This window comes from Thermotoga profunda AZM34c06 (genome assembly GCF_000828675.1).
Classification (GTDB): Bacteria; Thermotogota; Thermotogae; order Thermotogales; family DSM-5069; genus Pseudothermotoga_B; species Pseudothermotoga_B profunda.
On sequence record NZ_AP014510.1, the window covers coordinates 1,544,152 to 1,569,239 of the forward strand.

Here is a 25,088-nt window from a genome sequence, read left to right on the forward strand (position 1 = left end):
ACGCCCTCTATAATTTAGAACGAAATTTTTTTGTTATACAAAGGAAAGCGTTCACATAGATCTTTAACGGCAGCGTAGACTTCTTTTTGCACAGAATCTGGGACATTACCTTCTTCGTCAGCTATATTTCTGAGAACTGTGAGAATCAAATTTGCTATTTGTTTCATTTCCTTTTCTTTCATGCCTCTGGTGGTGACAGCAGGTGTGCCAATTCTAATACCGCTTGCCACAAAAGGCGAACGAGTTTCATTGGGAATGGTGTTCTTATTGACTGTGATACCACAGTTCTCAAGTGCTCTTTCAGCGGCTTTTCCTGTTACATTCAGTGGGGTCAGATCCACAAGCATCAAATGCGTGTCAGTACCACCTGATACAATCCTCAATCCCAATCTGGACAATTCTTCAGCCATCGTTTTCGCATTCGCGACTACCTGCTTTTGGTACTCTATAAAATCAGGAGTCATTGCTTCTCTAAAACACACTGCCTTTGCCGCTATGACGTGCATCAATGGTCCACCTTGCGTGCCCGGGAAGACCGTCTTGTTTATCGCCTTGTAGATCTCTGGGTCATTGGTGAGAATTAAACCACCACGTGGACCTCTGAGTGTTTTGTGAGTAGTCGAAGTAACTATGTGCGCATATTCACAGGGATTTGGGTAGATACCAGCAGCAACTAATCCAGCAAAATGAGCCATGTCAACCACAAGATATGCACCAACTTCGTCGGCTATCTCGCGAAATCTTTTAAAATCTATTATTCTTGAATACGCACTGCCTCCAGCTACAATGATTTTAGGTTTATATTCAAGTGCAATTTTTCTAACTTGATCATAATCTATCATCTCTGTTTTTGGGTCCACACCATATTGAATTGCCCTGAACAATTTCCCAGAAAAGTTCACACCGGCACCATGTGTCAAGTGTCCACCATGTGATAAACTCATCCCCATCAGTAAATCTCCTGCTTCAGCCACCGAAAGGTAAGCAGCCATATTTGCCTGAGAACCAGAATGCGGTTGGACATTTGCATACTGAACTTTGAATAATTGTTTTGCCCTTTCTCTGGCAAGTTCTTCGACTTTATCAACCCATTCACAACCACCATAGTAGCGCTTTGAAGGGTATCCTTCTGCGTATTTATTTGTCAAGACACTTCCCATTGCTTCCATAACGGCAACGGAAGCAAAATTCTCGGAAGCTATCAGCTCTATGCCGTATTCTTCCCTTCTCAATTCACCCACTATGGCCTCGTAAACATCTGGATCAGTAATTTTTAGATGTTCCCACACCACTCACACCTCCCCAGTGAAGCTGTAATCTGTCCCATCTGGTTTGTCCTTCAACTCAATTCCAATTTCTTTGAGTTTGAAACGAATTTTATCTGCTAAATCATAGAGTTTTCGTGATCTCAAATCACTTCGCACGTCAATGACTATCCGAAGGATCTCATCAATTGAACTGTTCATCGATTGAGGAGGCAATTCAAACAATCCCAAAACGGGACAAAATTCTCTTCGTAACAAATGATATATCTTTGAAGCAATCTCATCATTACCTTCGTCCATTGCTTTGTTCAACTCGTTTATCAAATCAAAGATCAACGCAATGACTTTTGGTGTATTGAAATCATCATCTAACGCATCACAGAAGACCGATCTTTTTTCTTCAATCCACGCATCACTTTTCACCAAGGAAGGTTGTGTAACTTTCGATTCGAATCTATTGAAAGTTTCTATTGCACGTCTCACGGCTTTCATGGTGCTCGTAATTGCTTCCTTGGAAAAATCTATTGGACTTCTGTAATGTTTTGAAAGAAAAAACAGCTTCAATGCATCTGCGCCAAAGGTTTTTATGGCTTCACGCAACAAGAAAATATTGCCGATCGATTTACTCATTTTGTCACCTGAGAATCTAATCATTCCATTGTGCATCCAATACTTGACAAATGGTTGACCAGTTAAAGCCTCACTCTGTGCCTTTTCATTTTCATGGTGGGGAAATATCAAATCTTCTCCACCGGCGTGTATATCAAGTGTCGAACCAAGGAGTTTGGTGGACATGATGGTACATTCTATGTGCCATCCCGGTCTTCCCAAACCCCATGGGCTTTGCCATGCAGGTTCGTTAGGTTTTGCCGATTTCCAAAGTGCGAAATCCAAAGGATTACGCTTTTTTTCATTCACCTCAACCCTTGCACCCGCAATCATGTCGTCAAGTGATCTATGAGACAGTTCTCCATATTTTGGAAAACTTTTAACATCGAAATACACATCGCCTTCGACAACATATGCATGTCCTTTTTTGATCAGATCTTCGATGGAAGAAATTATTTCCTGAATGAAGTCTGAAGTTTTTGGAGCGAAATTCGGAGCTCTAACACCAAGCGCGATTGCATCGCGCCAATATTCAGATATGAAACTTTCCGCAACATCTTCAAAAGAAACACCAAGTTCATTCGCACGAATAATGATCTTATCATCTATGTCGGTAAAATTCTGAACCATGATAACACGATATCCTCTGTATTCGAGATAACGCCTCAAGGCATCAAAGACTACCATAGGTCTTGCATTACCAACGTGTATCAAACCATAAACAGTTGGACCGCAGACATACATTCTAACGACACCGGGGTCCTTTGGTGAAAATTCTTCCAATATCCCAGAAAGTGTGTTTCGTATATACACAGTTACCCCTCCAAACCTACCTTGATTCTCGCTGCGGTTTCATTTGTACCCAAGAGATAAACAACATCTACGAGCTCTGGTCCTTCATTCTTACCAGTTAATAAATACCTCAAAGTAGTGTAGAATTCTTTCGCGTTTAATTTCCGTCCCTTCACAACTGATCTAATAAGATCTACAATACAATTCTTATCGCAGTCTGATGAGCTTTCCAGTTTTTCTGAACATGCCATGAGAGCTTCTTTCACACTTTGATCTACCGACACTCTCACCTTTGGCCTGATGAAGAAAAAGTCTGCTATTATTTGGAAATCCTTCAAGGTGTGCATCCTGTCTTTGACTACTTGCAAGACTTCCATAAGCCATTTGGAATTCTTCGGAACAAAGTTCCAATCTTTGAGAAAAGGAGAGATCAACTGAATCAGTTGTTCTTGGTCAATCGTTCTTATGTAATGTCCATTCATCCAATTGAGTTTCACAGGATCAAAGATGGCTGGATTCTTGCTGAGTCTATCTATTGAGAATTTCGCTATCATTTCGTCCATTGGCATGATCTCTTTCGCATCTGGAGATGACCATCCAAGGAGTGCAAGGTAATTCACAACTGCCTCTGGAAGATATCCTTGTGCTTTGAATTCTTCTATTGAGGTGGCACCGTGCCTCTTGCTCAACTTTTTTCCATCGGGTCCAAGAATAGTCGACACATGACCTATTCTCGGTGGAGTTGTACCAAAAGCTTCATACATGGCAAGTTGTTTCACTGTATTGGGTAAATGATCATCACCCCGTATGACATGAGTAATCTGCATGAGCATATCATCGACAACACATGCAAAATTGTACGTTGGAACACCATTACTCCTGAGAATAGCGAAATCTCCCACTGATCCTTCCGAGAATACAACAGTTCCTTTTACCAGATCTTCATGAATTATCGTCTTTCTTGGCATCGAGAAATAAATAGCCGGTTTAAGACCTTTTTGTTCATATTCTTTCTTGCGTTCACTTGTCGCAAATGATTCGAAAAGTTCTCTTGTGTAATGTGGTGCCTCGTCTTGTGATAGGAGTTGTTCTCGAATCTTTTCTATTTCCTCAGGATAAGCATAGACTTCGTAAGCCTTTCCAAGAGAAACAAGTTTTTGCGCATATTCTCTGTATATGTGCAATCTCTCACTTTGTCTGTAAGGTCCAAAAGGGCCGCCGATATCTGGTCCTTCGTCCCAATTTAAACCAAGCCATCGCAAAGTCTTCATTAAATTTTCCTCGAATATTTTTTCAGAACGTGCTATGTCGGTGTCTTCTATTCTCAGGATGAATTTTCCTCCGTGATGCCGAGCAAACAAATAATTAAATAAAGCCGTCCTTGCACCTCCAACGTGTAAATAACCCGTGGGACTGGGAGCAAATCTTACTCTGACCAATTGTCACACCTCCTATTTTTCTACCTTGCCTTTTATAAAGTACCACAAATACAGATCTAATTTTCCCAGTGACTCACCAAATTGATCGGCAAATTCTCGTAATCGTTCTTCATAGTTCAGATAGCGTGATTTTGTAAGTGATTTTGGTATTTGGTCTATGATTTTATACCTGTTCATAATTGAGAGAACGTGTCTGTCCAAAATGGCAAGTTCTTCTACACCTACATTTCTCAAGAAATGACTCGCTTCTTTGAATCCTATTCCAATCGCATTCCTAACCAGCCATTCTCTTGCGGTAAATGGATTCATGTTGATAAGCGATCGTAATTTACCAATCAAGCTACGATTTCTTACTATATACGATGCCCTTGCCTTTGGGTACCTGTGTCCTATCGCTACAAGAGATGCTTCAAGATCATCTTCCGATAAATTCAGAAACCCTTCAGTTCCTATTGACCGTTGTGCTTTGATTCCTCCTTGTGCACTCCAGTTGGCAGTTAGGACACAAAAGCATAATTCGCTAAATAAATCTTCCTCTGAGCCATTCTCACCAAGCCACTTGAACTCTCTGAACCTTTCTTCAACGAATTCTCGTGCTTGTTCTTTTATATGCATCAAATCTTGTAAAAGCGAAAATTCAATCTCCTCCCAAATTAATTATAAATCAAATCATCATAGGAATAGTGTTATAATAAATTGAAAAAGAACTGGAGGTAGATCAATGTCAGTGAATCAGATAGTCGAGCTCTTGAAGAACCATGGATTAAAAATCACACCTCAGAGAGTTGAGATACTCAGATTTTTGCAAAACAATAGAATTCATCCTACAGCTCAGCAAATATACGAGCATGTTCTATCAAAAGTTGGTAGTGTTTCATTCACAACTGTGTATAACACATTACACACATTGGAAGAAATGGGGCAGATAAAGAAAATATCTATCAGCGAAACTACAACAATATATGACATAGACACATCAGACCACGGACACTTTGTTTGCAAAATCTGTGGCAATGTTTATGACATAAATTACAGAGTAACAGTCAATGCACCTGGTAAAATCCACAGAACAGAATTGATTGTATATGGAATCTGCTCTCAGTGTGATGATTACCTTCAGCGCAAAAGTTAGAGTTTTCTCTGAATCTGTACCTTTTGATAGAATTCCAACTCATCACCTTCTTTGATTTCCAAATTAGTCTTCAGCTTGATTCCACATTCCTGAGGAGCGTCAACTCTGTCAACATCTTGCTTGTAATGTTTGAGACTTTCTATTTCATCATTTGAGACGAAGTTACCATTCCTGTAGATTTTCACAACGCAGTTTTTGTCCACAAATCCATCGAGAAGTTGCACTCCAGCGATCTTGCCTACTTTTTTGATCTCAAAAACTTTCTTGATCTCACCGCGACCAATGAGTTCTTCGACAACCTGTGGTTTCAACATGCCTTCAAGGGCGAGTTTCAGATTATCAAGTAGGTCGTAGATGATCTCATAAGTTTTTATCTGTACACCTTCATTTTCCGCTGCTTTTCTGGCTTGTGGATCTACTTTAACTCTAAAGCCGATTATTATTCCGTTGCTTGCCGATGCCAACATAACATCACTGTTGTTAATCGTGCCAACCGATGAATGTACAACCTTGACCTCGATTTCTTCACTTTTTATTGAATTAATGGCATTTTGCACAGCACTTAAAGAACCAAAGGTATCGGTTTTGAGAACAATGTTGAGCTCTTTTTTGTCAGATTCTTCCATCATTTTCAGTAATTCTTCTAATCTCACTTTTCTTTTGGCTGCTCTATCCCGATCGAGTCTTTCTTTCAACTGTTGAGTGACGATACGAGCAGTTTCAAGATCCTGAACAGCATACACCATGTATCGTATATCTGGAACTTCCTCAAATCCCACGATCATAACTGGTTGAGACGGTTCTGCACTTTTTATTGATCTTCCTTTGTCATCGATAAGTGTCCTGACTTTACAATAAGCTGGTCCTGAAACTAAGTAATCTCCTATCCTTAGTATTCCGTCTTTCACTATGACATTCGCCACTGGACCAAGTGCTCTGTCGAGTTTTGATTCAATAATGACGCATCTTGCCGGACCCTTAGGATAACATTTTATCTCCTTCATCTCAGAGAGTAATAGAATCATCTCGAGTAATTCATCAATACCAACTCCAGTGCGAGCTGAGATGGGTACCACTATCGTGTCGCCACCCCAATCTTCTGGAACAAGATTCAATTTATCCACCAATTGGCGCTTGGTTAGTTCAACATTTGCATTTGGTTTGTCGATTTTATTGATTGCCACAATGACGGGTACATTTGCAGTCTTTGCGTGGTTATATGCCTCAATCGTTTGAGGCATGACTCCATCATCTGCAGCAACAACGAGAACAACTATGTCTGTTGCTTGAACACCTTTGGCACGCATTTCAGTGAAAAGTTCATGTCCAGGAGTATCAATGAATGTGATCTTTTTTCCATTGTGAGTAACCTGATAAGCTCCTATTGACTGTGTGATGCCTCCAATTTCTTGTTCTGCAATCCTCGTTTTTCTGATTTTGTCCAAAAGTGTTGTTTTACCGTGATCAACATGTCCCATGACTGTAACGACAGGCGGGCGGATTACCAATTCATTTCTATGAACTGTGTAAAGTGTTTCGAAATACCTCTCGAGTTTCTCGAGTTCGTTTTCTGTCAACTCTTCTTGTCCCGTTTGAAACGATTGTTGCTGAAATTTCAGTCGATACCCATACATTCTCGCAATCTCTTTTGCTAATTTCTCATCCAACTGCTGCATTGGCTTAAGTGCCACACCCTTGCTGAACATATCTTGTATGATTTTATTCAAAGGAACACCTATTTTCACGGCAAAGGTATTGAGTTGCATCTCTTCAGGATTAACGAACACTTCCTGAGAAAGTTCTTCTTCCTCTTCTTTTTCTTTCTCCTTCTTAGGTTTTCCCATCTTTGCTCTTACTGATGTTTCTTCTTCTTCAAATATTTCAAGGATCAAACTAACAGTTTCCTCATCTATGTAGCTCATATGGTTCTTGACATCCAATCCAAGTTCTTCAAGCTCTTGGAGTAGTTCTTTTGTAGGCATATTCAATTTCTTGGCAAGTTCATAAACTCTGAGTCTTGGCATACTTTCACACTCCTTTTAGTACCCTTTGTGTATTTTACACGATTTGTTTGCCTTTTGTCTGAACAGTTTTTAAAATCTTGTGCTATAAACTTAATCGACTACTACAAAGGAGGTTTTGACAAATGACGTCGATTTTTCTTGAAGATGTTCTTGAACAACCTAAGGCTATTAGAAATCTTCTAAATCAGAAGAAAGATTTGGAAAAAAAGGCAGTAAAATTGAACCATGAAAGAGTACTATTTCTTGGAATGGGAGCTTCTTATTACGCGTCTTTGTATGCAGCGATATATCTGCGTTCTTTTGGAATCGATGCTCAATGTAGAGAACTGTCTGAGTTTATATGGTATGACAATGAAAAATTACTCCAAAAATATGACACTGTCTTCTTGGTTAGTCAATCTGGTGAGACAGCTGAACTAACCAGATTCATCGATATATTCTCGGGAAAACTGGAAAATTGTGTACTTGTTACGAACAACCCTCAAAGTTTCAATGCCAGGATTTTTGGAGACTCGAGGGTCTTTCCCATTTTCGCTGGTACAGAAAAAGCCATGGGATCGTCCAAAACCTTTGTCAATACGATACTGACTCTATTATTAATTTCATCAAAATGGACTGGAGAAGAACTTGATCTTGAAAAATTGGCAGACCATGTCGAAAACACACTCACAATAAATGTCGATTCATTAACCAGAAGTTTGATTGAGAAAAAAAATCCAATCCTGGTTGGGAGAGGATTCAGTGTACCCATACTCAGAATGGCTCAACTGACACTTGCGGAGATTTCAAAAATGAATTGCGTTGTCTACAGTGGTGCAGGTTTCAGACATGGTCCAATGGAACTCATGGTGACAAATCCGTTGATATGCCTTGTTGCTTTACAAGGAAAGACAATCAGTCTTGCCTTGGATCTTCTGGCTGACCTCTCTACCTATGAAGATGTCTGGTGTATTACAAATCAAGGTATTGTAAATGAGAAGTCTATCGTACTCAAAGAAGGGCTCGCCGAAGAATTATCTTCAATACCAGTAATAGTAATCTTCCAAAAGATAGCAAACGATATAGCGATTGACAAAGGATACAAACCCGGTGTGGGTATTATTGCGTCAAAGGTAACCAAAAAGGAGTGAATTATTTCCTGTGTACCAAGTTTTTTATCATCTGAACAGTTTCGGCATTCATACCAGCTTTGAACCAATATGGTAATACCGTGTTGTTCAAAAGAACAGGATCGATATGTTCATCCAAAAATCCATTCGATACGAGTACATACCAATCCTGTGAACCAGGAATTGGTGTGTACTCGTTTACAGATACAGAAATCCCCTCGTTTTTACATACTTCTATTGCTTTCAATACATCCTCGATTCCTTGAAAAGGCATATTGATCATTATATAAGCCTGCACTTCTTGATCAGTGAAACCTGCTTTTGTCAAAATTCGTGCGGCTTTAACCAAGTCCTGGTCATAGACTTTTCCACCAGTGAGTTCTTGCAATTTACCTGCTGTTTCATAACCGAGCTTGATGGTTTTAAAGCCTGCTTCTCTCATGAGTATAGCAAGTTCCTCGTCCACAAGTCTTGCATGTATTCCATTGGGTAAGTGATAATTCACACCGAAATTCTTCTTGATGAGTAATCTCAACAAGGGTTTGAAATGACTCTCTCTATTTATCAGTATTGCATCGTCGAAAAACACAACATCTTTCACTTTGAAAAGATCGAGAAACTTCTCAATAGCTTCAAGAACCTTTTGTGGGTCTTTTTGAATAAATCTTTTCCACAGTTTTGGCGAGATACAGTAAGTACATCTGTATGGGCAGCCGAGAGATGTCAGGAACACAAGATATCCAACTTTCTCATACAGTTCATATGCTGGGTCTAAGATTTCAAACCAATTTTCTGCATCGAAATTAACAGTTTCACATAAAACAGAGTTGATTAGATCGCCGATCTTAGATAACTCATCACTGAAGACGTAGTCTGCTTTGGTATTTTTCTTGGCATGCTCTGGATAGAGTCTTGCATAAAGACCACCGAGAACGACGGGAACATCGGGCATCACTTGTTTGACATAGGATATCGTGTGCGCAACACCTGGCCACCAATAAGTCAATGATGAAGTCACAAAAACTGCCCTTGGTTTACCTACTTTACTCAACTTAGACAGAAGATATTCCACAGGTGCACCGTAACATTTATACCTGCGCGGGATATTTCTCAATAAATCGTTTTTTTCCACTTGAAAACTGTGAAACTTCCCGGTACCAAATTTCTTATCTGGTTTTGGTTTTACAAAATTAGCCAACTCTGGATCATGACGATTTAAAAGATCTATCAACTGAACCTCAAAGCCAAGTTTTTTCAACGCCGCACCGACATACAGTAATCCCAATGGCTTTAACCAAAAATCATACGCGGCAAAATCATAAATCCAAGGATTTATGAGCAAGACGTACATTTCTTTTGCCAATAGATGTACATCCCCTTCAAGGTTAGATCTGCATCTTTCAAATCACATTGAATTAGTGTTTCTAAGATTTTACTCTGCCCACCTGTTAAGAAAATCGTTGGTTTATTCTTAAAGCAATTCTTCACTTCTTCAACAAGACCGTTCAACGCATGTGCAGTACCTCTCACTATACCAATTCTTATGTTCTCTGCTGTGTCTTTACCAACACAATTCTTGGGTGTATATAGATCGATCTGCGGGAGTTTCGCTGTTTTCTCGAATAAAGAATGAGCTGCTGTCATCAATCCAGGAAGGATCGCTCCTCCTTCATAGCAACCAGCCATCAATACATCAATCGTTATCGCAGTACCACAATCCAAAATTATGGCGTCATCACACATCTTTGCAGCTCCTAACACATTTGCCACCCTATCTGCACCGATTTCCGTTGGGTTTTTCACATTCCACTTTATTCCTAACCCATCCGATGCCTCAACCCATAGATTTTTTATTCCAAGGTATTTCTCAGAAAATCTTTGAAAGATATAATTCACAGGAGGAACTACTGAGGCAATTACGACAGAGTCAATATGAGAAAAAGTGATTTTATTGTTATCGAGCAAAGATTTGAGTATGACAAAAAGCTCGTCTTCTGTCTCGAATTTGTGTGTTGCCAATCGCCACTTCACAAAATTAGTTCCATCTTCGGTGAAACCGGCAACGGTGTGTGTATTTCCGACATCGAAAAGTAAAAGCAAAATTCCACCTCCGAATATATAATAACCTAATAAGGAGGTGATGAGAATACACATTTCAGTACTTGTGAATAGTTTGGCTGTTGCGACTGGCTCAGGTATTGGCATGTTCCTGGGAAGGTCTATTCCAGATAGGTTGAGGAAGATTTTATTTCAAGCTGTGGGGTTGACAACCATCGGAATAGGTATCAAGATGAGTCTTGAAACATCAAACTTTATTGTTGTTCTCATCTCGCTTGCCTTAGGAGTCCTGGTTGGTGAATTATTCAAGATCGAAGATAGAATAGCTTCTGTGGGAAAGATTTCAAAAGATTCAAGTAGATTTGCAAAAGGTTTTGTAACCGCCACAACACTTTTTCTCGTGGGACCTATGACTATTGTAGGATCTGTCAGGGCCGGATTGGTCAAAGACGGTACACTCATTTACATAAAATCCGCTCTTGATTTCATATCCTCCGTGATCTTAGCATCACTTTATGGTATAAGTGTTCTCACAACATCTTTAGCAGTACTTTTAATTCAGGGATTGCTTGTGATCTTTTCTTCACAACTTGTTTTTCTAACAGATAAAGCCTATCTTGCAAACTTCACAGGCGTTGGTGGTTTAATCGTAGTTGCAATAGGTATAAGGCTGCTTGAAATCGAAGATATACGAGTTGGGAACTTTCTTCCCGCTCTAATTTTCTCACCTATTGTTGATTTCTTAGCGAGGATGATCAAATGATTACACAAGTAATCGTTTCGTTTTTAATTTCACTGGTTGCTACACCATTTGTGATGATAATTGCTAAGAAATTCAAAATCGTTGATAGACCAGATGGTATGCTCAAAACTCATCAGAGGATTATTCCATATCTTGGTGGTCTTGCAATTTATGCAGGAGTAGCACCTTTTGTATTAGAAATGAAATTATTTATATTGGCAAGTATCATGTTTATTTTAGGGCTATTGGATGATATCAAGCCAGTCAAATGGTATGTGAGATTGATCATAGAATTGATAATTGGCTGGTTCATGAGTCTGATCTTCACTCAGAATTTTTTTATGAGTGTCTTTTATACTCTTGTGTTTGTTTTGGTGATAAACGCTACAAATATGATCGATGGAATGGATGGGGTATGTGCCACGGTTGTAATTATAGGAATGATATTTTCAGCTAATTCTTCTTTGCAGTGGGCTCTTGTGGGATCTCTAATTGGATATCTTGTATATAATTTTCCGCCTGCTAAGATTTTTATGGGAGATGCTGGGAGTTATTTCATAGGCTCCATCGTAAGTTATACGATATTCTCAAACCTGAAAGCATCATTCAATTTGAACGTTTTCTTCCCATTCTGGATCTTAATTCTTGATATCTTCAGTGGAATCGTAAGAAGGATTATCGCTCAAAGATCTCCTTTCAAAGGCGACAGGGACCACATATATGATAAGATATGGCGCAGAATAGGTGGATCAAAAGTGTTGAAAGATCGGAAAACGGTTATCATAATGGCTGTGATCAGCATTACTTTTACCCTTCTCAAATACGTTGGACTTTCTGCTTTAATGGTATTTGCTGGCTCAATTATGGTAGTCTTGTTTTTGAGAATGTTTTGGTATGATGAAGGAGGCAACAAATATGAGTAAGGTCGAGGAGATCCTATTACATGTTACAGTCATAGTCGTTGCGCTCTTTGCAAACAAATTTGTCACATATGAATTCAGCGTGCCAAAATATGCAATTTTGACGACTTTCACCTTGCTTATATCTTTAATGTTGATCTATCGAATATACAAACAGAAGGAATTGAAATTCTACATCTCGATGGCAAATATCTCATGGTTTCTCTTTTCTTTTGCCTCATTATTATCTACAATATCTGTTTATGTTCATAATAGATTCTATTTCAGATATTCTATAGATATTGCTATATACGTTGTTTTGACTGCCTTTATTGGGCTTTATATATCAAACAGATTCAGGACAAAAGAATCGATCACTCGACTTCTTCTAACCTTTATTGGAACAGGATTGATTGTCGCAATCGATGCACTTTTGAATTTTTACACTGGTAAGAGTATGTTCTTAGGTACTGTCGGAGAAGCATATTCAAGGGCTGTTATAAAAAGTACCATTGGAAATACCATCTTTGTGGCAAATTACATGACGATGCTTCTGATTCCGAGCGTTTATTTTATTCTAAGCTTTGATTTTGGTTGGAAGAAATACAGTTATAAGAACACGCTTATGGTAAAGATTTTCTCATTGGTATCTATCTTTCTGCTTCTGACAACCATTATCATCAGCCAAACAAGATCTGAGTATATATCAATGATTCTCTCAACATTTATCTTCGTTGTTTTCTACTTTATCTACGTCAGAAGAACTCAAAGCAATATTGAAAATAAGGCCGTTGAAAAAGATATTCCAAAACTCAAGAAAATAAACAAGATATTGCTGGTAATATTGCTCATTGGTCTTATATCGATCTTTATCGTCTATAACACAGACAATCCACTCACAGGTGGCGGAAAGATTTCTGTAAAAAGCAGATTTTCAGCGATGGCAAGCGTCTCAAGCAGAGATGAAAGATTCCTGGCATGGCTTGGATCAATATACCAATGGAAGGATAGCAAAATAATAGGCACAGGCATTGGAACATATCAAGTCATGGCGATCGACGAGTTACAGGAAGCGATGAAAGATCACCCAAATTTACTGTATGGTTGGAATAACTTCAAAAGGACACATAATGATTATTTTCAAGTTCTTGGTGAAACAGGAATCATTGGTCTTGCTACTGTAGTTTTGTTGGCTTGTGCATTGATTATTTATGCCTTTAAATATTTGAAAACAGTTCAAGACAAAGACGACTTGTTGTTGTTTCTTTCACTGGCTTGTGCCTTTATCGCGTTTATGGTTCAAAGTTTCTTCAGTTTTCCTGGCCATCTTTTACCCAATTCCCTGCTCGCACTGTTTTTAGCAGCGACTGCAACTGGGGTTTATTTCAATCAGAAGAAAATTCTCGCTCGTGAGATTCATTTGAAAGGTTTTGGACTGTCCTTTTTTGTCATTTTCTCACTGATTACGCTAATCAGTTCAACTTATCTCAAGTGGAATTACTTTATAAGCGAAGTATATTTCAAGAATGGTAATAACTATTACAACGGTCTAATTGGGATTTCTAACGATAAATCCACCTTCCAACAATACGAGAAGGTCTATTTACAAAAGCTCGAAGAGTTGAATAATCTAACGGGCGATTTCGCATATCTCAAGCCTGAAAATTACAAGCAATCCAATCTCTCTGGCGTGGATCTCGAGAAACAACGAATAAATCAAATTTCTGCTATAAGGGCTGAACTTCAGAAAAATTTGGCAAATATTCAGAACAATTTGAAAAAGGCCGAAGAACTTGAAAAAACGTACACACAAAAAGCAAGAGAAAATTTAGTAAGGGCACTGGAGCTAAATCATGTGTACGGTAAGGCACATTTTTATCTTGCATCGCTCTGTCTTAGACCGATCAGAATTTCGGAGGTTGCAACTGCTCTTTCGAAAAAGGATTATTCAGTGTTAAAACAAGAATACGACAACTACCAAAAGTGCATAGTAAACCAATACAAAAGTTCTGATCTCCTATTCGTCATCCCATTGATGGAAATGAAGCCTGGACTGATCAGAGACATTGCGACGATGCAATCGATTATTGATTCCTGTGGACTCTTTAAAACTTCGCTGCTTTCATTCAATGAACGAAATACGTATAAAGGTCTGGTTGCGAGGTATCAATCTTTGTGTGATGCCATAAATCAATTGATCAATGAACTACAGAATGAAGCAAACGACAAAATCGTTGCGAGTGCGATTGACGAGTTCAAGAAATTGAGAAATGAGTATATAGATGAATTTATCAAGTACTCGAAGGCAACTGTGGAGAAATTACCAGGTGGTTGGAACAGGTTCCCCGACTGGAAAAACATAGATCTATGGAGGGCTATATCGGGGGAGGATATATACAGAATGATAGCAACTTTATCGGTCTCAATTGATTCAGTGACAAGTAGCTGGGTTTTGGATTTGCTGCAATATATAGCTCAAGAAGAGGCATGGGCTTGTGAAGGAATGGCTTCAAAAGGCATTTGGGCAGTCCCAGACGGTGTGCCAGAATATATCTGGGTGGCGGCAGCAGAGTTGGAGAAAACGGATCCAGACAAAGCAAAAAATCTGTATGAAAAGATGATAAAAATGTACCAACCTGCATACGAAAGGATTCAAAGAGATATAAAAAGACTCAATACAGATTTAGCCGTTGAGAATTATCTGAACATTATTTTGAATGAATTATCAGATGCACTTGCTGAAAATGATGTTGCCATGGAGAAAATCCAAACCATGAGTGAAATGGTTAAGAGTTTTATTCCACAGATTCAGAGTTATCTGAAAAATATCGATTGGGAAGCGATAGTTAGAGCAGAGCTCAATTCTCTTGTTTATGATAAGAAATGGAATCAAAAATTCACAATAAGTAAGAGCTTGTCAAATGTTTTATTGAATGAGATTCGCAACTTGATCAATCTCTCTTTGAAAGACCAAAATAAAGCCTCGCAGGTCTTGAACAAAGTTTCGGTGAGGGTAGTAGATTTACCTGACGAGCTATTATTGTGGGAAAGAGAAATCCGCTTCCTGGAATTTTATAAAATGTTGTCAGCAAAACAAAGGGATTTTGCCATGGTGAAATAGGAGGTGATAGAAATGATATGGAAAGGAACAACCGTGCTCGTTGTTTCAAAAGATGGTAAAACAGTGATGGCCGGTGATGGACAAGTGACTTATGGTAATACTATAATGAAGCATGGAGCAAAAAAGATCAGAAAAATAGGCGATGGACAGATCTTGGCAGGTTTTGCCGGTTCTGTTGCAGATGCAATGGCGCTGTTTGATAGATTTGAATCAAAACTCAGAGAATGGGGTGGTAATTTAACAAAGGCGGCAGTTGAGCTCGCTAAAGATTGGAGAACTGATAGAGTCTTAAGAAGACTGGAGGCACTTCTCTTAGTAGCCGATAAGAGTAATGTACTTATCATCTCCGGAACTGGTGAAGTTGTTCAACCAGATGACAACGTCGCTGCGATTGGTTCGGGAGCACCATATGCAATAGCTGCTGCAAGGGCGTTAGTGAGAAACACAAATTTGGATGCACGAACTATCGTTGAAAAATCTATGGAAATAGCCAGTGAGATATGTATTTACACGAATAAAAATATAACTATTGAGGAAATATAAGGGAGTGATAAGATGAACTTCGATGAATTGACACCAAAACAAATCGTTAAAGAACTTGATAGATACATAATAGGACAACAACAGGCTAAGAAGGCCGTTGCAATAGCGATAAGAAATAGGATTCGCAGACAGAAATTGCCAGAAAATTGGCAAAAGGAAGTCTTACCAAAAAATATTTTGATGATAGGACCGACCGGTGTTGGTAAAACAGAGATTGCACGAAGATTAGCGCAACTTTCTGGATCACCTTTCTTGAAGGTCGAAGCAACACGTTTCACAGAAGTAGGTTATGTTGGTAAGAATGTCGATTCAATGATAAGAGATTTGGTTGAGATAAGTGTAAATATGGTGAAAAAAGAAAAAATGGAGCAGGTCAAGGAGAAGGCAGAGTCGATGGTTGAAGAAAGGATACTCGATGCTCTTGTCCCTGAGACGAGAAAACCCCAAGGTATAAGTTTGATGGGAATATTCAGTAACCCACAGCAACAACAACCATCGCCCGAAGAGAGAAGAACTCTAAGGCAAAAGCGTGAGGAGATGCGTCAAAGACTTCGAAATGGTGAGTTAGAAGATGAATTGATAGAAATAGAGATCGAAAGAGAGATCACGCCGTTCATGGGAGTTTTAGGGCAAGGAGAATTAGAGGATCTTGGGATCGATCTTGGTAGTATGTTGGGTAATCTCATGCCAAAAACCAAGCAAAAGAAAAGAATGACGGTTTCAGAGGCGCGAAAGGTTTTGTTACCGATCGAAGCTGAGAAATTAATAGACATGGACAAGACAACTCAGGAGGCAATCGACAGAGCGCAGAATCGTGGAATTATCTTCATAGATGAATTGGATAAGATCGCGGTCAAATCTGCTGGTGCTGGACCAGATGTGTCCAGGCAGGGAGTACAAAGAGATTTACTCCCGATCGTTGAAGGTACAACGATAATGACAAAATACGGACCAGTGAAGACAGATTATATCCTTTTCATTGGTTCTGGTGCTTTTCATATGAGTAAACCCTCTGACCTTATACCAGAGCTTCAAGGTCGTTTTCCCATAAGAGTTGAGTTGACTTCGCTTACCCGTCAAGATTTCATCAGAATTCTGACCGAGCCAGAGAACGCTATAACCAAGCAATATCAAGCGTTACTATCAGCGGAAGGCGTGGAATTGACTTTCACTCAAGATGGCGTAGAAGAAATCGCAAGGGTTGCGTACGATTTGAACCAAAAACTCGAAAATATAGGTGCACGAAGACTGTACACCGTGGTCGAAAAGATACTTGAAGATATTGCATATGAAGCGCCAGATTTACCAGATAAGAAAGTCATCATTGATGCCAAATACGTCAGAGAAAAACTCGCATCTATAATTGCAGATGAAGATGTGAGTTCTTACATACTCTGAGAGGTGTGAAAAATGAAAAGGAAGGCAAGAGAAGCTTTACTGGCATATCTTTTCTTGGTGCCTTCCTTTTTAATACTCGGTACTTTTGTGTTTTGGCCCGTGGGCTTTTCATTTGTACTCAGTTTTTTCAGATGGGATTTCAAAAACATGAAAAACCCTGTCTTTGCGGGTATAGAAAACTATCTGGAAATCTTTCGCTTTCAGAGTCCACCATCACATAGTTTTGTGTACTCTTTACTTGAAACTTTGATCATCATCTTTGCGTGTTTTTCAATCATACTTTCGATATACAGCTTCAAAAGAAGATATCACCTTTCCATCATCGTACTTATAGGATCAATCCTTTGTCTCTGGTTTGCGAACGAATATCTGATTTCCTATATTATTGTAGTTGTTTTAATGGTCTTGGTTTATCTTTTACTCAGAGATAACGGTGTACTATCAAAACACGGTATCAGTATAGGTCTTTTCACAGTTATTTTGATTGTTTTTTGGATCCTTTTTGACAAAAGAATCTACACCGTTGTGGATTTCTTCCTTGAAAGTCGGGACAAAAATCTTTTCATAAAGGCCATTTACAATACCCTTTATTATGTTGTCCTGAGTGTACCAACAACCATCGCCATTGCTCTGGTTATAGCCTTGCTACTCAATAGCAATATAAAAATGAGAGCGTTTTTTAGAACAGCGTACTTCATTCCCTTTGTAACATCTGTTGTTGCCATATCCCTTGTCTGGCGATGGATTTTTGATGATGCCTATGGTTTGCTCAATTACTTACTTTCTTTTTTGAAAATCGGCAAAATAGCGTGGCTTAAGGATGAACGGTGGACTATTCCTACCATAGCAATTGTTTCGATCTGGAAAACAGTTGGGTATGATGCTGTGATATTGCTCGCCGGTCTTCAGAATATAGACAAATCTTACTATGAAGCAGCTCAGGTTGATGGTGCAACAACTTGGGATAGATTCATTCATATAACTTGGCCACTGCTCTCACCCACTACGTTCTTTTTATTAGTCGTTTCTTTGATAAGTTCCTTCAAGGTCTTTACCGAGATATATGTCTTGTACAGTGGACTCCCAGGTCCCTACAATAACAGTGGTATGACGATGGTCTATTATGTCTTTGACAGATTTTATGTTCAACAGAGAATGGGTATAGCCTGCGCAGCGGCGTATATATTGTTTGCAATCATCTTGATTTTCACTGGTCTACAATTTTGGCTCAGTCGTAAGACTGTGGAATACGTCTCATGAGGTGAAATACATGAGAAAATTTATTTTTTCCACTTTTATTTATTTGTTAGTCGCTTGTGGTGCCATGTTGATGTTATTGCCCTTTGCTTGGATGGTCTCAACCTCATTTAAGGCCAGAAGTGAGGTCGAGAAATGGCCACCTCAATGGGGTTCAAAGAATTTCTCAAGATCGTGGGATGTAAAGGTCAAGGTTTCAAGAAGTTCGGCTGGTGGAGTTGATTGGAGAGGACTGACTTTGAGGGAAGCTTTGACACTCAGAGATTCCCAACAAATGGCCAATGTACTTTCACTACAAATAGATGATGATCCAGTTTACAGAGGAACAATAACGATTAACTTACCAAAAGAGTTCAGTTATCTTCGAGGAAAGCTTGATCAAGAGAGTTTCAATGAATTCATCGAGCAACTGAACTATGTAGCCCAAAACAAACAGGTAATAGATCTGGCAAAATCATCTCAGAATGCCGAGGAATTTTTTTCAAACTTTTTTGTGCTCTATCACCACGGTCAATCTGCACTCTTAGATCGTAGAAACTACGTAGCAGAAGTTGAAAAAACAATGAGTAATTCTTTGAGTCAATTAGAAATATTCGAAAGATATGCAAATAGAATCCCAGAAAATGAAAGGGAGAATTATTTGCTATTGGTATCGAATGCAAAAAAATCAATAAACAATGCGTTATCAGACGCATCAGTCTTTAAGAAGGGTACAATAGCGTTACTACAGAGATCAGAAATTGAAAATCTGCGAGAAATTATCAAAAATTGCATTAAGCAAATCTTGCCAGAATCACTGAGCGAAGAAATCAAAAACACGCCTGTAATGCAGTTATACGTCAATAGAATCGTTCAACCACTACAAAATCTGGTGAATGTACTTGATACTTACGATTTTGTTAACCAATTCTTCAAATCAGTCCAAACTCAAAAAACAGACACACATGAGATTGTTTTCAAATTTTTGAGCAAGGCAGAAAGAGATAAGATCATGTTGAATCAACTTGCTCAAATGGACTTTCCTGAAAGAATTCGCCGCACAATTGACAGCGAAATCAGTCGTTCCACCGAATCCTTACCAGAGAAGGTTGACAAGGCTTTGGACGAACAACTCTACGAGGACTTTAAAACTCTAAATGTCGATAATTTACGAACATATGTTCAACAATTGAAGCAACCACTTTCGGTTTTATCTAACGCGCTTACATATATAAGCAGTCTCTCACAATTTCAGTCTCTCGACCTATTAGTTCAAAAATTGAAAGAATCTGGTGTTATGGAACAGACTGTACAGATCAGCTTGGAAAAACTCGAGAGTCTATTACAAATCGCCGGTGATGCAGATTTATTCTGGCAACTACTGGTTCAACTCTATGAAAATATTCAAGCAGTTTCAAAACTACGAATAATCTATAACCAGAGCCAATCTTCCATGAAAATCGTTCAGGCCCCAGAGTTTGTGAAAAACATCAGACTTAACAGAAACCAAAATATCGAAATAGAGTTGAACAATACTCATCCAGTTTATCTTGAAGACGAGAATTATTCTGTTCGGGCTGATTATAGTCCAAAGGAAGTTTTTGCGAATATTTTTCAAAATTATGCGATGGCTTGGAAAAGTGCCCCATTTGGTATTTATTACATAAACACAGCTTTTGTATCAATTGTCACTACAATCTTAGAGATTATTTTTGCCGCTATGGCTGCTTATGCCTTTGCTATAATGAGATTTCCTGGAAAAAATCTGATCTTCGCATTATTTTTGGGAACAATGATGATCCCTGGGGAGGTATTGTTGGTACCGAATTTCATAACGATATCCAAACTTGGCTGGATTGATACTTACTATGCTCTGATAATACCCTGGATTGTCAGTGTCTTTGCGATTTTTTTGATGAGACAACATTTTTTGACACTCCCTTCCGAACTGAAAGATGCCGCCTTAATAGATGGATGTTCCCATTTCAGATATCTGTGGACTATCGTTGCACCACTCTCAAAACCCACGATAATCACAAGCGCTCTTCTAAAATTTGTTGGAAGTTGGAATGCATTTTTGTGGGTCCTGATAGTGACCAACAAAGACAAATTCAGAACTCTGCCCGTTGGACTCCAAACCTTCAGCACAGATGTAGGAACCGTGTATAATCAATTAATGGCGGCAGCCACCTTTTCCATTCTTCCAATAGTAATATTATTCCTATTTACTCAAAAATACTTCATACGCGGAGTGGCACATACAGGCTTGAAATAGAGCGGGTGGTTTTATGAGTATCAACGTGAAGGTAAGGTCAATTAAACGCAATGAAAAAAGATCTCGGCGTATATTTAAGGTTGTCGTCTTGGTTGCTCTGTGTTTTGTATGCTTTGCATTCTCAGTTTCTTACATAAGATACCAGCAATGTCTTAGCGAAAACCGACGACTCCAATCCATATATGCAGACTTACTTGTGAAAATAAATGAAATGGAGAAAAACAACGATACCATAAAAGGAGTGAATAACACAAAGTGATATTTGTCACCACTTCACATGATCCTACTGAACTGCAAATCAAAAAAGCAAAGAAACTCGCGGATGAACTGGGAATTCCATATTTAGCAAGAAAAGATCATCCAAATATCTCAGAGACAATCGAAGGAGAGTACTGTTACGTTGTTGAGAAGAGCAGGATTGTCATCAAATCTAATAATTTAGAATTCTTTTTTCATCCATCCATGGCAAAGGTGAGAATGAGAAATATACAAAAAGGATTGAAAGATCATTTGATAGAGTCTTTGCAACTGACAGGTAGTGAGACCATACTCGATACAACACTTGGCCTTGGTACCGAAGCGATTTTGATGGCTGCCTTTCTTGATTCCGGGAAGGTCATAGGCATAGAAGGCTCCACACCGATCTTTGTCGTAGTACGAGATGGATTGGAGAATCACATGGCAAAAGAAAATTGGATTAACACTGCAATGAAAAAGATACAGATACTGCACGCTGATTTTAAGCAGTTTTTGAGATCTTGCCCTGAAGAATCATACGATATTGTCTACTGTGATCCTATGTTCGAAAATCCTGTCTTTGAATCTTCTTCTATGAATCCATTGAGACCATTTGCGATCTATGATACTGTAAACACCGATGACGTTGACCAGATGTTAAGAGTTGCAAAGAAAAAGATAGTTCTAAAAGCACATGCGAAAGATAGCCTTTTTAGAAGAATACCCGTTGATAGAATCTTTGGTAGTAGAAGAAGTCAAGTGCTTTATGGAGTGATAGAAAAAAGATGATCATAATTGCCGGTCCCACAGCCGTTGGTAAAACAGAGATTGCAATTGAGGTTTGTCAAAACATCGGCGGACAGATCATCTCAGTTGATTCAAGGCAAATTTATAAATTCATGGATATCGGCACAGCAAAGCCAACTCCAGAACAAAGAGAACTTATCAAACACTATCTTATCGATATAGTTGAACCAGACGAATATTACAGTGCCTACCAATTCAGAAAAGATGCCATTCATGCAGCTAAAGAAATTCTAAGCGTAGGAAAGGTTCCTATTTTTGTTGGAGGAACAGGGTTGTATATTGACTCTTTATTGAGAGGAATCTTTGATGGATTTCCAAAAGATGAAAGGCTGCGCTCTGATCTCTTGCAAATGGAGAAAGAAAATGCTGGTTCTTTGCGAAAATTGTTGGAACAATATGATCCACAAGCTGCTTCAAAGATACACAAGAACGATCTCAAGAGAACTATCAGAGCACTTGAGGTTTGTTTGAAGTCTGGAAGGAAATTCTCAGAACTTCAAAAGGAAATTTCTCCTGCAGGCAAATTTCGCTTGATAATTTTGAATCGAGATAGAAATGAACTTTATGATAGAATTAATTCAAGAGTCGAAAAGATGATTGAGAAAGGATTGATAGAAGAAGTCGAGAGCCTTCTAAGAAAGGGTTATACAAAAGAGCTGAACTCAATGAAGACAATAGGTTATCAAGAGGTGATAGAGTACTTAGAAGGAAAGATAGGATATGACACGATGATTGAGCAAATAAAAAAGAACACAAGGCATTTTGCCAGAAGACAGTTGATTTGGTTCCGGAGGTATAAAGAGGTGCTGGTTTTACATTTTTCTGAAAGAGAAAACATCGTGAGAACAATATCACAAATCGTGCTGGAGGAAGCACAGCGCGGTTTAACATTTGATGGGGGGTTTTAAAATGGTTGAGAAATTCAATCTCCAAGACAGGTTTTTGAATGCCCTGAGGGTGGGTAAGATTGAAGTGAAGGTCTATTTGGTGAATGGTTTTCAAACCAAAGGTATTATTCGATCCTTTGACAGTTACACAATTTTGTTGGAAAATGAAAATCAACAAAATTTGATCTATAAGCACGCTATAAGTACAATTATGCCATCGAGTTTTGTGATGCTGATGAAAACCGAGCAAAAAGAAGAACAACAGGAAGGTCAAGCTGAAAGTGTCTCAAATTAGAAAGAAATTCAAATTTATCAACGCTATCATTTTAACCATAAGGGAAGATTATTCATCTATTGAGGAACTTCAACAACTTTTGAGTACGCTTGATATAAGAGTTACAGAGGTGATATGCCAAAAGAGGACCGAACCTGACGCACGTTACTATTTTGGTCTTGGCAAAATAGAGAAACTCAAAGAATTGATAAAATTAATTGGCGTATCTCTTGTAGTAATCGACGACGAAATAACTCCTTTACAAGCAAAGAATTTGGAAAAGCAACTGAATATCACTGTGAAAGACAGAACACAGATAATACTTGAGATCTTTGCGCGCCACGCAACAACCGAGGAAGGGAAACTCCAAGTGGAATTAGCCAGCCTGCAGTACGAGTTACCAAGATTGGTTGGACAAGGTAAGGAATTGTCAAGACTTGGAGGCGGCATAGGTACAAGAGGTCCCGGTGAACAAGAGATAGAAGAAAAGAGAAGAAAGATACGCGAGAGGATAAGAGTTTTAAAACAAAGATTGGTTCAAATAGAAAAAAATAGAGCTCAACAAAGAAAATTGAGATTGAAGAGCGAACTTCCGATGATCTCTGTGGTTGGTTATACCAATGCGGGAAAATCCAGCCTAATCAAGGCTTTGAGTGGTGATGATGTTTTCGTAGCCGACAAACTCTTCAGTACTCTGGCGCCTGTGATAAGGAGAGTAAAACTACCATCGGGTAGATTGGCGCTTTTCAAAGACACTGTAGGTTTCATAAGAAATGTCCCCCATACTCTCATTAAAGCCTTTAAATCAACGCTTGAGGAAATACTTTTTTCAGATTTGATAGTGATTGTTGTAGATGTCTCAGACGAAAATTTCAATGAAAAGCTCAAATCTTCTCTGAGGGTATTAGAAGAGCTCGAAGCACTATTCATTCCACGGCTTTTGGCTTTCAATAAAATCGATCGAGTTTCTTCTCATGTATTGCAAGATCTATCTGTCACTTACCCGGAGGCTATTTTCATAAGCGCTCTGCAAGGTATAGGGATTCAAGAACTTTTGAAACGTGTTTGCGAAGAAATCGAAAAGAATGAATGCGAAGATTTATTTGCAGTAAAATTGGAAGATTTACCTTTGCTGATGAAAGAAAAAGAAAAAATAACAATTACCGAACAGGTGTATCACGACGATACAGTAATGGTTCGGGTTAGAGCAAAATCCAGTATCTTAGAGCGCCTAAAGCAGATTACAGGAGGGATGAATTCGTGAAAAAGTACTTGCTTTTACTCTTGATATTCTTAGCTGTGCTAACCTACGCTGCTGATTTTGTTCCACCGGTTGCGGGTACAGCTGTGGTTACATCGAGTTTTGGAGAATTCAGAGGCAGTGGAAACAGAGGCCCTCATTTTCACATGGGGATTGATCTTTCCACCAATATGCGAAGTGGCGTACCCATACTTGCAGCAGCCGATGGATGGCTCGTTAGAATCGAAATCGATGATGATGATATATATGGTAATGTCGTTGTATTAGAGCACGAAAATGGTATGAGGACGCTTTATGCACATTTGAGTAAGTTTTCGCCTAAACTCGATATGATAATCAATTCTGTAATCTCGGAATTTGGAAAAAAACGAATTGTAATTAATTTCCCATCAAAAACATTCTTTTTCAAAGCTGGTGAACCGATCGGTTATTCAGGCCAGACAGGTGAAGCTGCTCAACCTCATTGTCATTTCGAAATTCGAAGCGCAGATGAATCGATTTGTTATGATCCCGCTTCTTTTATGAGTTTTGCTAAACCAAAAGATGCGGTCTTTTCTGTCAAATCATTGGTGATTGATTCTGAACGTTACACATACACAGAGGGTAGAGTTTATCAGTTCAAAGATGCATATCCTAAGATAGCAATAAATGCTGCCACAATGCTTAACAAAAATGTAATTGGCTTGAAGAATTTAAAGATGTATTTCAACGAAACTCTTGTGTATGATATTAATCTTGGTGAGATACCATTGGATGAATTCAACAACGTATGGAGTGTTTATACCAACGACTCTGTTTCTGATGGGTACAGTTACAATGCGTGGTATAAATTGTATCCAGACAGGAGTACTGCTGTCGTAAAGACGAATAAATTTGCCGAACTTGGAAGACTACCTTCAAGAGTGAATGTCAAAATCGTCTGTACCGACATATGGAATGAAGAATTTACACTTAAATTCGTGATTGAAAGAAGGTAGAGA

Annotated in this window: 22 protein-coding genes; 15 read left to right on the forward strand and 7 right to left on the reverse strand. The window is 38.8% G+C overall.

Annotated elements, in window-relative coordinates:
• Positions 1 to 14: 14 nt before the first annotated feature.
• From glyA to TSP02S_RS07470, 4 genes are read right to left on the reverse strand one after another with little or no spacing between them, the layout of a single operon-like run.
• Positions 15 to 1,289, reverse strand: coding sequence for a serine hydroxymethyltransferase (gene glyA, locus TSP02S_RS07455; protein WP_041084250.1), 1,275 nt, complete (start codon positions 1,287 to 1,289; stop codon positions 15 to 17).
• 3 nt (positions 1,290 to 1,292) lie between these two features.
• The gene (cysS, locus tag TSP02S_RS07460; protein ID WP_041083109.1) at positions 1,293 to 2,687 is read right to left on the reverse strand and encodes a cysteine--tRNA ligase; all 1,395 of its coding nucleotides are present in this window, start codon (positions 2,685 to 2,687) and stop codon (positions 1,293 to 1,295) included.
• A 2-nt stretch (positions 2,688 to 2,689) separates the two neighbouring features.
• Positions 2,690 to 4,105, reverse strand: coding sequence for a glutamate--tRNA ligase (gene gltX, locus TSP02S_RS07465; RefSeq protein WP_041083111.1), 1,416 nt, complete (start codon positions 4,103 to 4,105; stop codon positions 2,690 to 2,692).
• A 12-nt stretch (positions 4,106 to 4,117) separates the two neighbouring features.
• Positions 4,118 to 4,747: an N-glycosylase/DNA lyase gene (locus tag TSP02S_RS07470; protein WP_269763788.1), complete on the reverse strand. Its 630-nt coding sequence runs from the start codon at positions 4,745 to 4,747 to the stop codon at positions 4,118 to 4,120.
• Between the two features lie 79 nt (positions 4,748 to 4,826).
• Between TSP02S_RS07470 and TSP02S_RS07475 the strand changes: the two genes are divergently transcribed.
• On the forward strand, positions 4,827 to 5,237 hold the full coding sequence (locus TSP02S_RS07475; protein ID WP_041083115.1) for a Fur family transcriptional regulator: 411 nt from the start codon (positions 4,827 to 4,829) through the stop codon (positions 5,235 to 5,237).
• Here the strand turns inward: TSP02S_RS07475 and infB are convergent.
• A complete protein-coding gene (gene infB, locus TSP02S_RS07480; protein ID WP_041083116.1) occupies positions 5,234 to 7,261 on the reverse strand; it encodes a translation initiation factor IF-2 in 2,028 nt (675 codons plus the stop codon). The two genes, TSP02S_RS07475 and infB, sit on opposite strands and share 4 nt — an antisense overlap.
• Before the next feature lie 122 nt (positions 7,262 to 7,383).
• Between infB and TSP02S_RS07485 the strand changes: the two genes are divergently transcribed.
• Positions 7,384 to 8,391 (forward strand): SIS domain-containing protein, encoded by a 1,008-nt coding sequence (locus TSP02S_RS07485; RefSeq protein ID WP_041083118.1) that lies wholly within the window; start codon positions 7,384 to 7,386, stop codon positions 8,389 to 8,391.
• A 1-nt stretch (position 8,392) separates the two neighbouring features.
• On the opposite strand, the gene TSP02S_RS07490 is transcribed toward TSP02S_RS07485, so the two are convergent.
• Positions 8,393 to 9,721 (reverse strand): B12-binding domain-containing radical SAM protein, encoded by a 1,329-nt coding sequence (locus tag TSP02S_RS07490; protein WP_041084252.1) that lies wholly within the window; start codon positions 9,719 to 9,721, stop codon positions 8,393 to 8,395.
• Complete coding sequence (locus TSP02S_RS07495; RefSeq protein ID WP_041083119.1) at positions 9,703 to 10,470, reverse strand: type III pantothenate kinase; 768 nt, start codon at positions 10,468 to 10,470, stop codon at positions 9,703 to 9,705. Before TSP02S_RS07495 ends, TSP02S_RS07490 begins: the two co-directional genes overlap by 19 nt.
• Positions 10,471 to 10,510: 40 nt before the next feature.
• Between TSP02S_RS07495 and TSP02S_RS07500 the strand changes: the two genes are divergently transcribed.
• Genes TSP02S_RS07500 through TSP02S_RS07560 form a run of 13 tightly spaced genes read left to right on the forward strand, consistent with a single transcriptional unit; the run spans position 10,511 to position 25,085 of the window.
• Positions 10,511 to 11,191: a DUF554 domain-containing protein gene (locus tag TSP02S_RS07500; protein ID WP_041083120.1), complete on the forward strand. Its 681-nt coding sequence runs from the start codon at positions 10,511 to 10,513 to the stop codon at positions 11,189 to 11,191.
• Entirely contained in the window at positions 11,188 to 12,093 is a 906-nt protein-coding gene (locus TSP02S_RS07505; RefSeq protein ID WP_041083122.1) for a glycosyltransferase family 4 protein, read from the forward strand. The genes TSP02S_RS07500 and TSP02S_RS07505 overlap by 4 nt, the downstream gene beginning before the upstream one ends.
• The gene (locus tag TSP02S_RS07510; protein ID WP_052465381.1) at positions 12,086 to 15,190 is read left to right on the forward strand and encodes an O-antigen ligase family protein; all 3,105 of its coding nucleotides are present in this window, start codon (positions 12,086 to 12,088) and stop codon (positions 15,188 to 15,190) included. The genes TSP02S_RS07505 and TSP02S_RS07510 overlap by 8 nt, the downstream gene beginning before the upstream one ends.
• A gap of 12 nt (positions 15,191 to 15,202) precedes the next feature.
• Positions 15,203 to 15,733, forward strand: coding sequence for an ATP-dependent protease subunit HslV (gene hslV / locus TSP02S_RS07515; protein WP_041083124.1), 531 nt, complete (start codon positions 15,203 to 15,205; stop codon positions 15,731 to 15,733).
• Between the two features lie 12 nt (positions 15,734 to 15,745).
• Positions 15,746 to 17,131, forward strand: coding sequence for an ATP-dependent protease ATPase subunit HslU (gene hslU, locus TSP02S_RS07520; protein ID WP_041083126.1), 1,386 nt, complete (start codon positions 15,746 to 15,748; stop codon positions 17,129 to 17,131).
• Positions 17,132 to 17,143: 12 nt separating this feature from the next.
• Positions 17,144 to 18,391: a carbohydrate ABC transporter permease gene (locus TSP02S_RS07525; protein ID WP_041083128.1), complete on the forward strand. Its 1,248-nt coding sequence runs from the start codon at positions 17,144 to 17,146 to the stop codon at positions 18,389 to 18,391.
• A 10-nt stretch (positions 18,392 to 18,401) separates the two neighbouring features.
• The gene (locus TSP02S_RS11135; RefSeq protein ID WP_041083129.1) at positions 18,402 to 20,642 is read left to right on the forward strand and encodes a carbohydrate ABC transporter permease; all 2,241 of its coding nucleotides are present in this window, start codon (positions 18,402 to 18,404) and stop codon (positions 20,640 to 20,642) included.
• A 13-nt stretch (positions 20,643 to 20,655) separates the two neighbouring features.
• Positions 20,656 to 20,901 (forward strand): hypothetical protein, encoded by a 246-nt coding sequence (locus TSP02S_RS11140; protein ID WP_041083131.1) that lies wholly within the window; start codon positions 20,656 to 20,658, stop codon positions 20,899 to 20,901.
• On the forward strand, positions 20,898 to 21,668 hold the full coding sequence (locus TSP02S_RS07540; protein WP_041083133.1) for a class I SAM-dependent methyltransferase: 771 nt from the start codon (positions 20,898 to 20,900) through the stop codon (positions 21,666 to 21,668). The genes TSP02S_RS11140 and TSP02S_RS07540 overlap by 4 nt, the downstream gene beginning before the upstream one ends.
• Positions 21,665 to 22,594, forward strand: a complete 930-nt coding sequence (gene miaA / locus TSP02S_RS07545; protein ID WP_041083135.1) for a tRNA (adenosine(37)-N6)-dimethylallyltransferase MiaA — start codon at positions 21,665 to 21,667, stop codon at positions 22,592 to 22,594. The genes TSP02S_RS07540 and miaA overlap by 4 nt, the downstream gene beginning before the upstream one ends.
• A 1-nt stretch (position 22,595) precedes the next feature.
• Positions 22,596 to 22,868 (forward strand): RNA chaperone Hfq, encoded by a 273-nt coding sequence (gene hfq, locus TSP02S_RS07550; protein ID WP_041083136.1) that lies wholly within the window; start codon positions 22,596 to 22,598, stop codon positions 22,866 to 22,868.
• On the forward strand, positions 22,855 to 24,111 hold the full coding sequence (gene hflX / locus TSP02S_RS07555) for a GTPase HflX (RefSeq protein ID WP_144380749.1): 1,257 nt from the start codon (positions 22,855 to 22,857) through the stop codon (positions 24,109 to 24,111). The genes hfq and hflX overlap by 14 nt, the downstream gene beginning before the upstream one ends.
• Complete coding sequence (locus TSP02S_RS07560) at positions 24,108 to 25,085, forward strand: M23 family metallopeptidase (protein ID WP_041083140.1); 978 nt, start codon at positions 24,108 to 24,110, stop codon at positions 25,083 to 25,085. The genes hflX and TSP02S_RS07560 overlap by 4 nt, the downstream gene beginning before the upstream one ends.
• Positions 25,086 to 25,088 lie beyond the last annotated feature (3 nt).

What these genes read in the sequence shown, in the direction of transcription:
- TSP02S_RS07475 (WP_041083115.1), top strand. Translation starts at nt 4,827, where the DNA reads ATGTCAGTGAATCAGATAGTCGAGCTCTTGAAGAACCATGGATTAAAA.
- infB (WP_041083116.1), bottom strand. Translation starts at nt 7,261, where the DNA reads ATGCCAAGACTCAGAGTTTATGAACTTGCCAAGAAATTGAATATGCCT.
- TSP02S_RS07485 (WP_041083118.1), top strand. Translation starts at nt 7,384, where the DNA reads ATGACGTCGATTTTTCTTGAAGATGTTCTTGAACAACCTAAGGCTATT.
- TSP02S_RS07490 (WP_041084252.1), bottom strand. Translation starts at nt 9,721, where the DNA reads ATGTACGTCTTGCTCATAAATCCTTGGATTTATGATTTTGCCGCGTAT.
- TSP02S_RS07500 (WP_041083120.1), top strand. Translation starts at nt 10,511, where the DNA reads ATGAGAATACACATTTCAGTACTTGTGAATAGTTTGGCTGTTGCGACT.
- TSP02S_RS07505 (WP_041083122.1), top strand. Translation starts at nt 11,188, where the DNA reads ATGATTACACAAGTAATCGTTTCGTTTTTAATTTCACTGGTTGCTACA.
- TSP02S_RS07510 (WP_052465381.1), top strand. Translation starts at nt 12,086, where the DNA reads ATGAGTAAGGTCGAGGAGATCCTATTACATGTTACAGTCATAGTCGTT.
- hslV (WP_041083124.1), top strand. Translation starts at nt 15,203, where the DNA reads ATGATATGGAAAGGAACAACCGTGCTCGTTGTTTCAAAAGATGGTAAA.
- hslU (WP_041083126.1), top strand. Translation starts at nt 15,746, where the DNA reads ATGAACTTCGATGAATTGACACCAAAACAAATCGTTAAAGAACTTGAT.
- TSP02S_RS07525 (WP_041083128.1), top strand. Translation starts at nt 17,144, where the DNA reads ATGAAAAGGAAGGCAAGAGAAGCTTTACTGGCATATCTTTTCTTGGTG.
- TSP02S_RS11135 (WP_041083129.1), top strand. Translation starts at nt 18,402, where the DNA reads ATGAGAAAATTTATTTTTTCCACTTTTATTTATTTGTTAGTCGCTTGT.
- TSP02S_RS11140 (WP_041083131.1), top strand. Translation starts at nt 20,656, where the DNA reads ATGAGTATCAACGTGAAGGTAAGGTCAATTAAACGCAATGAAAAAAGA.
- miaA (WP_041083135.1), top strand. Translation starts at nt 21,665, where the DNA reads ATGATCATAATTGCCGGTCCCACAGCCGTTGGTAAAACAGAGATTGCA.
- hfq (WP_041083136.1), top strand. Translation starts at nt 22,596, where the DNA reads ATGGTTGAGAAATTCAATCTCCAAGACAGGTTTTTGAATGCCCTGAGG.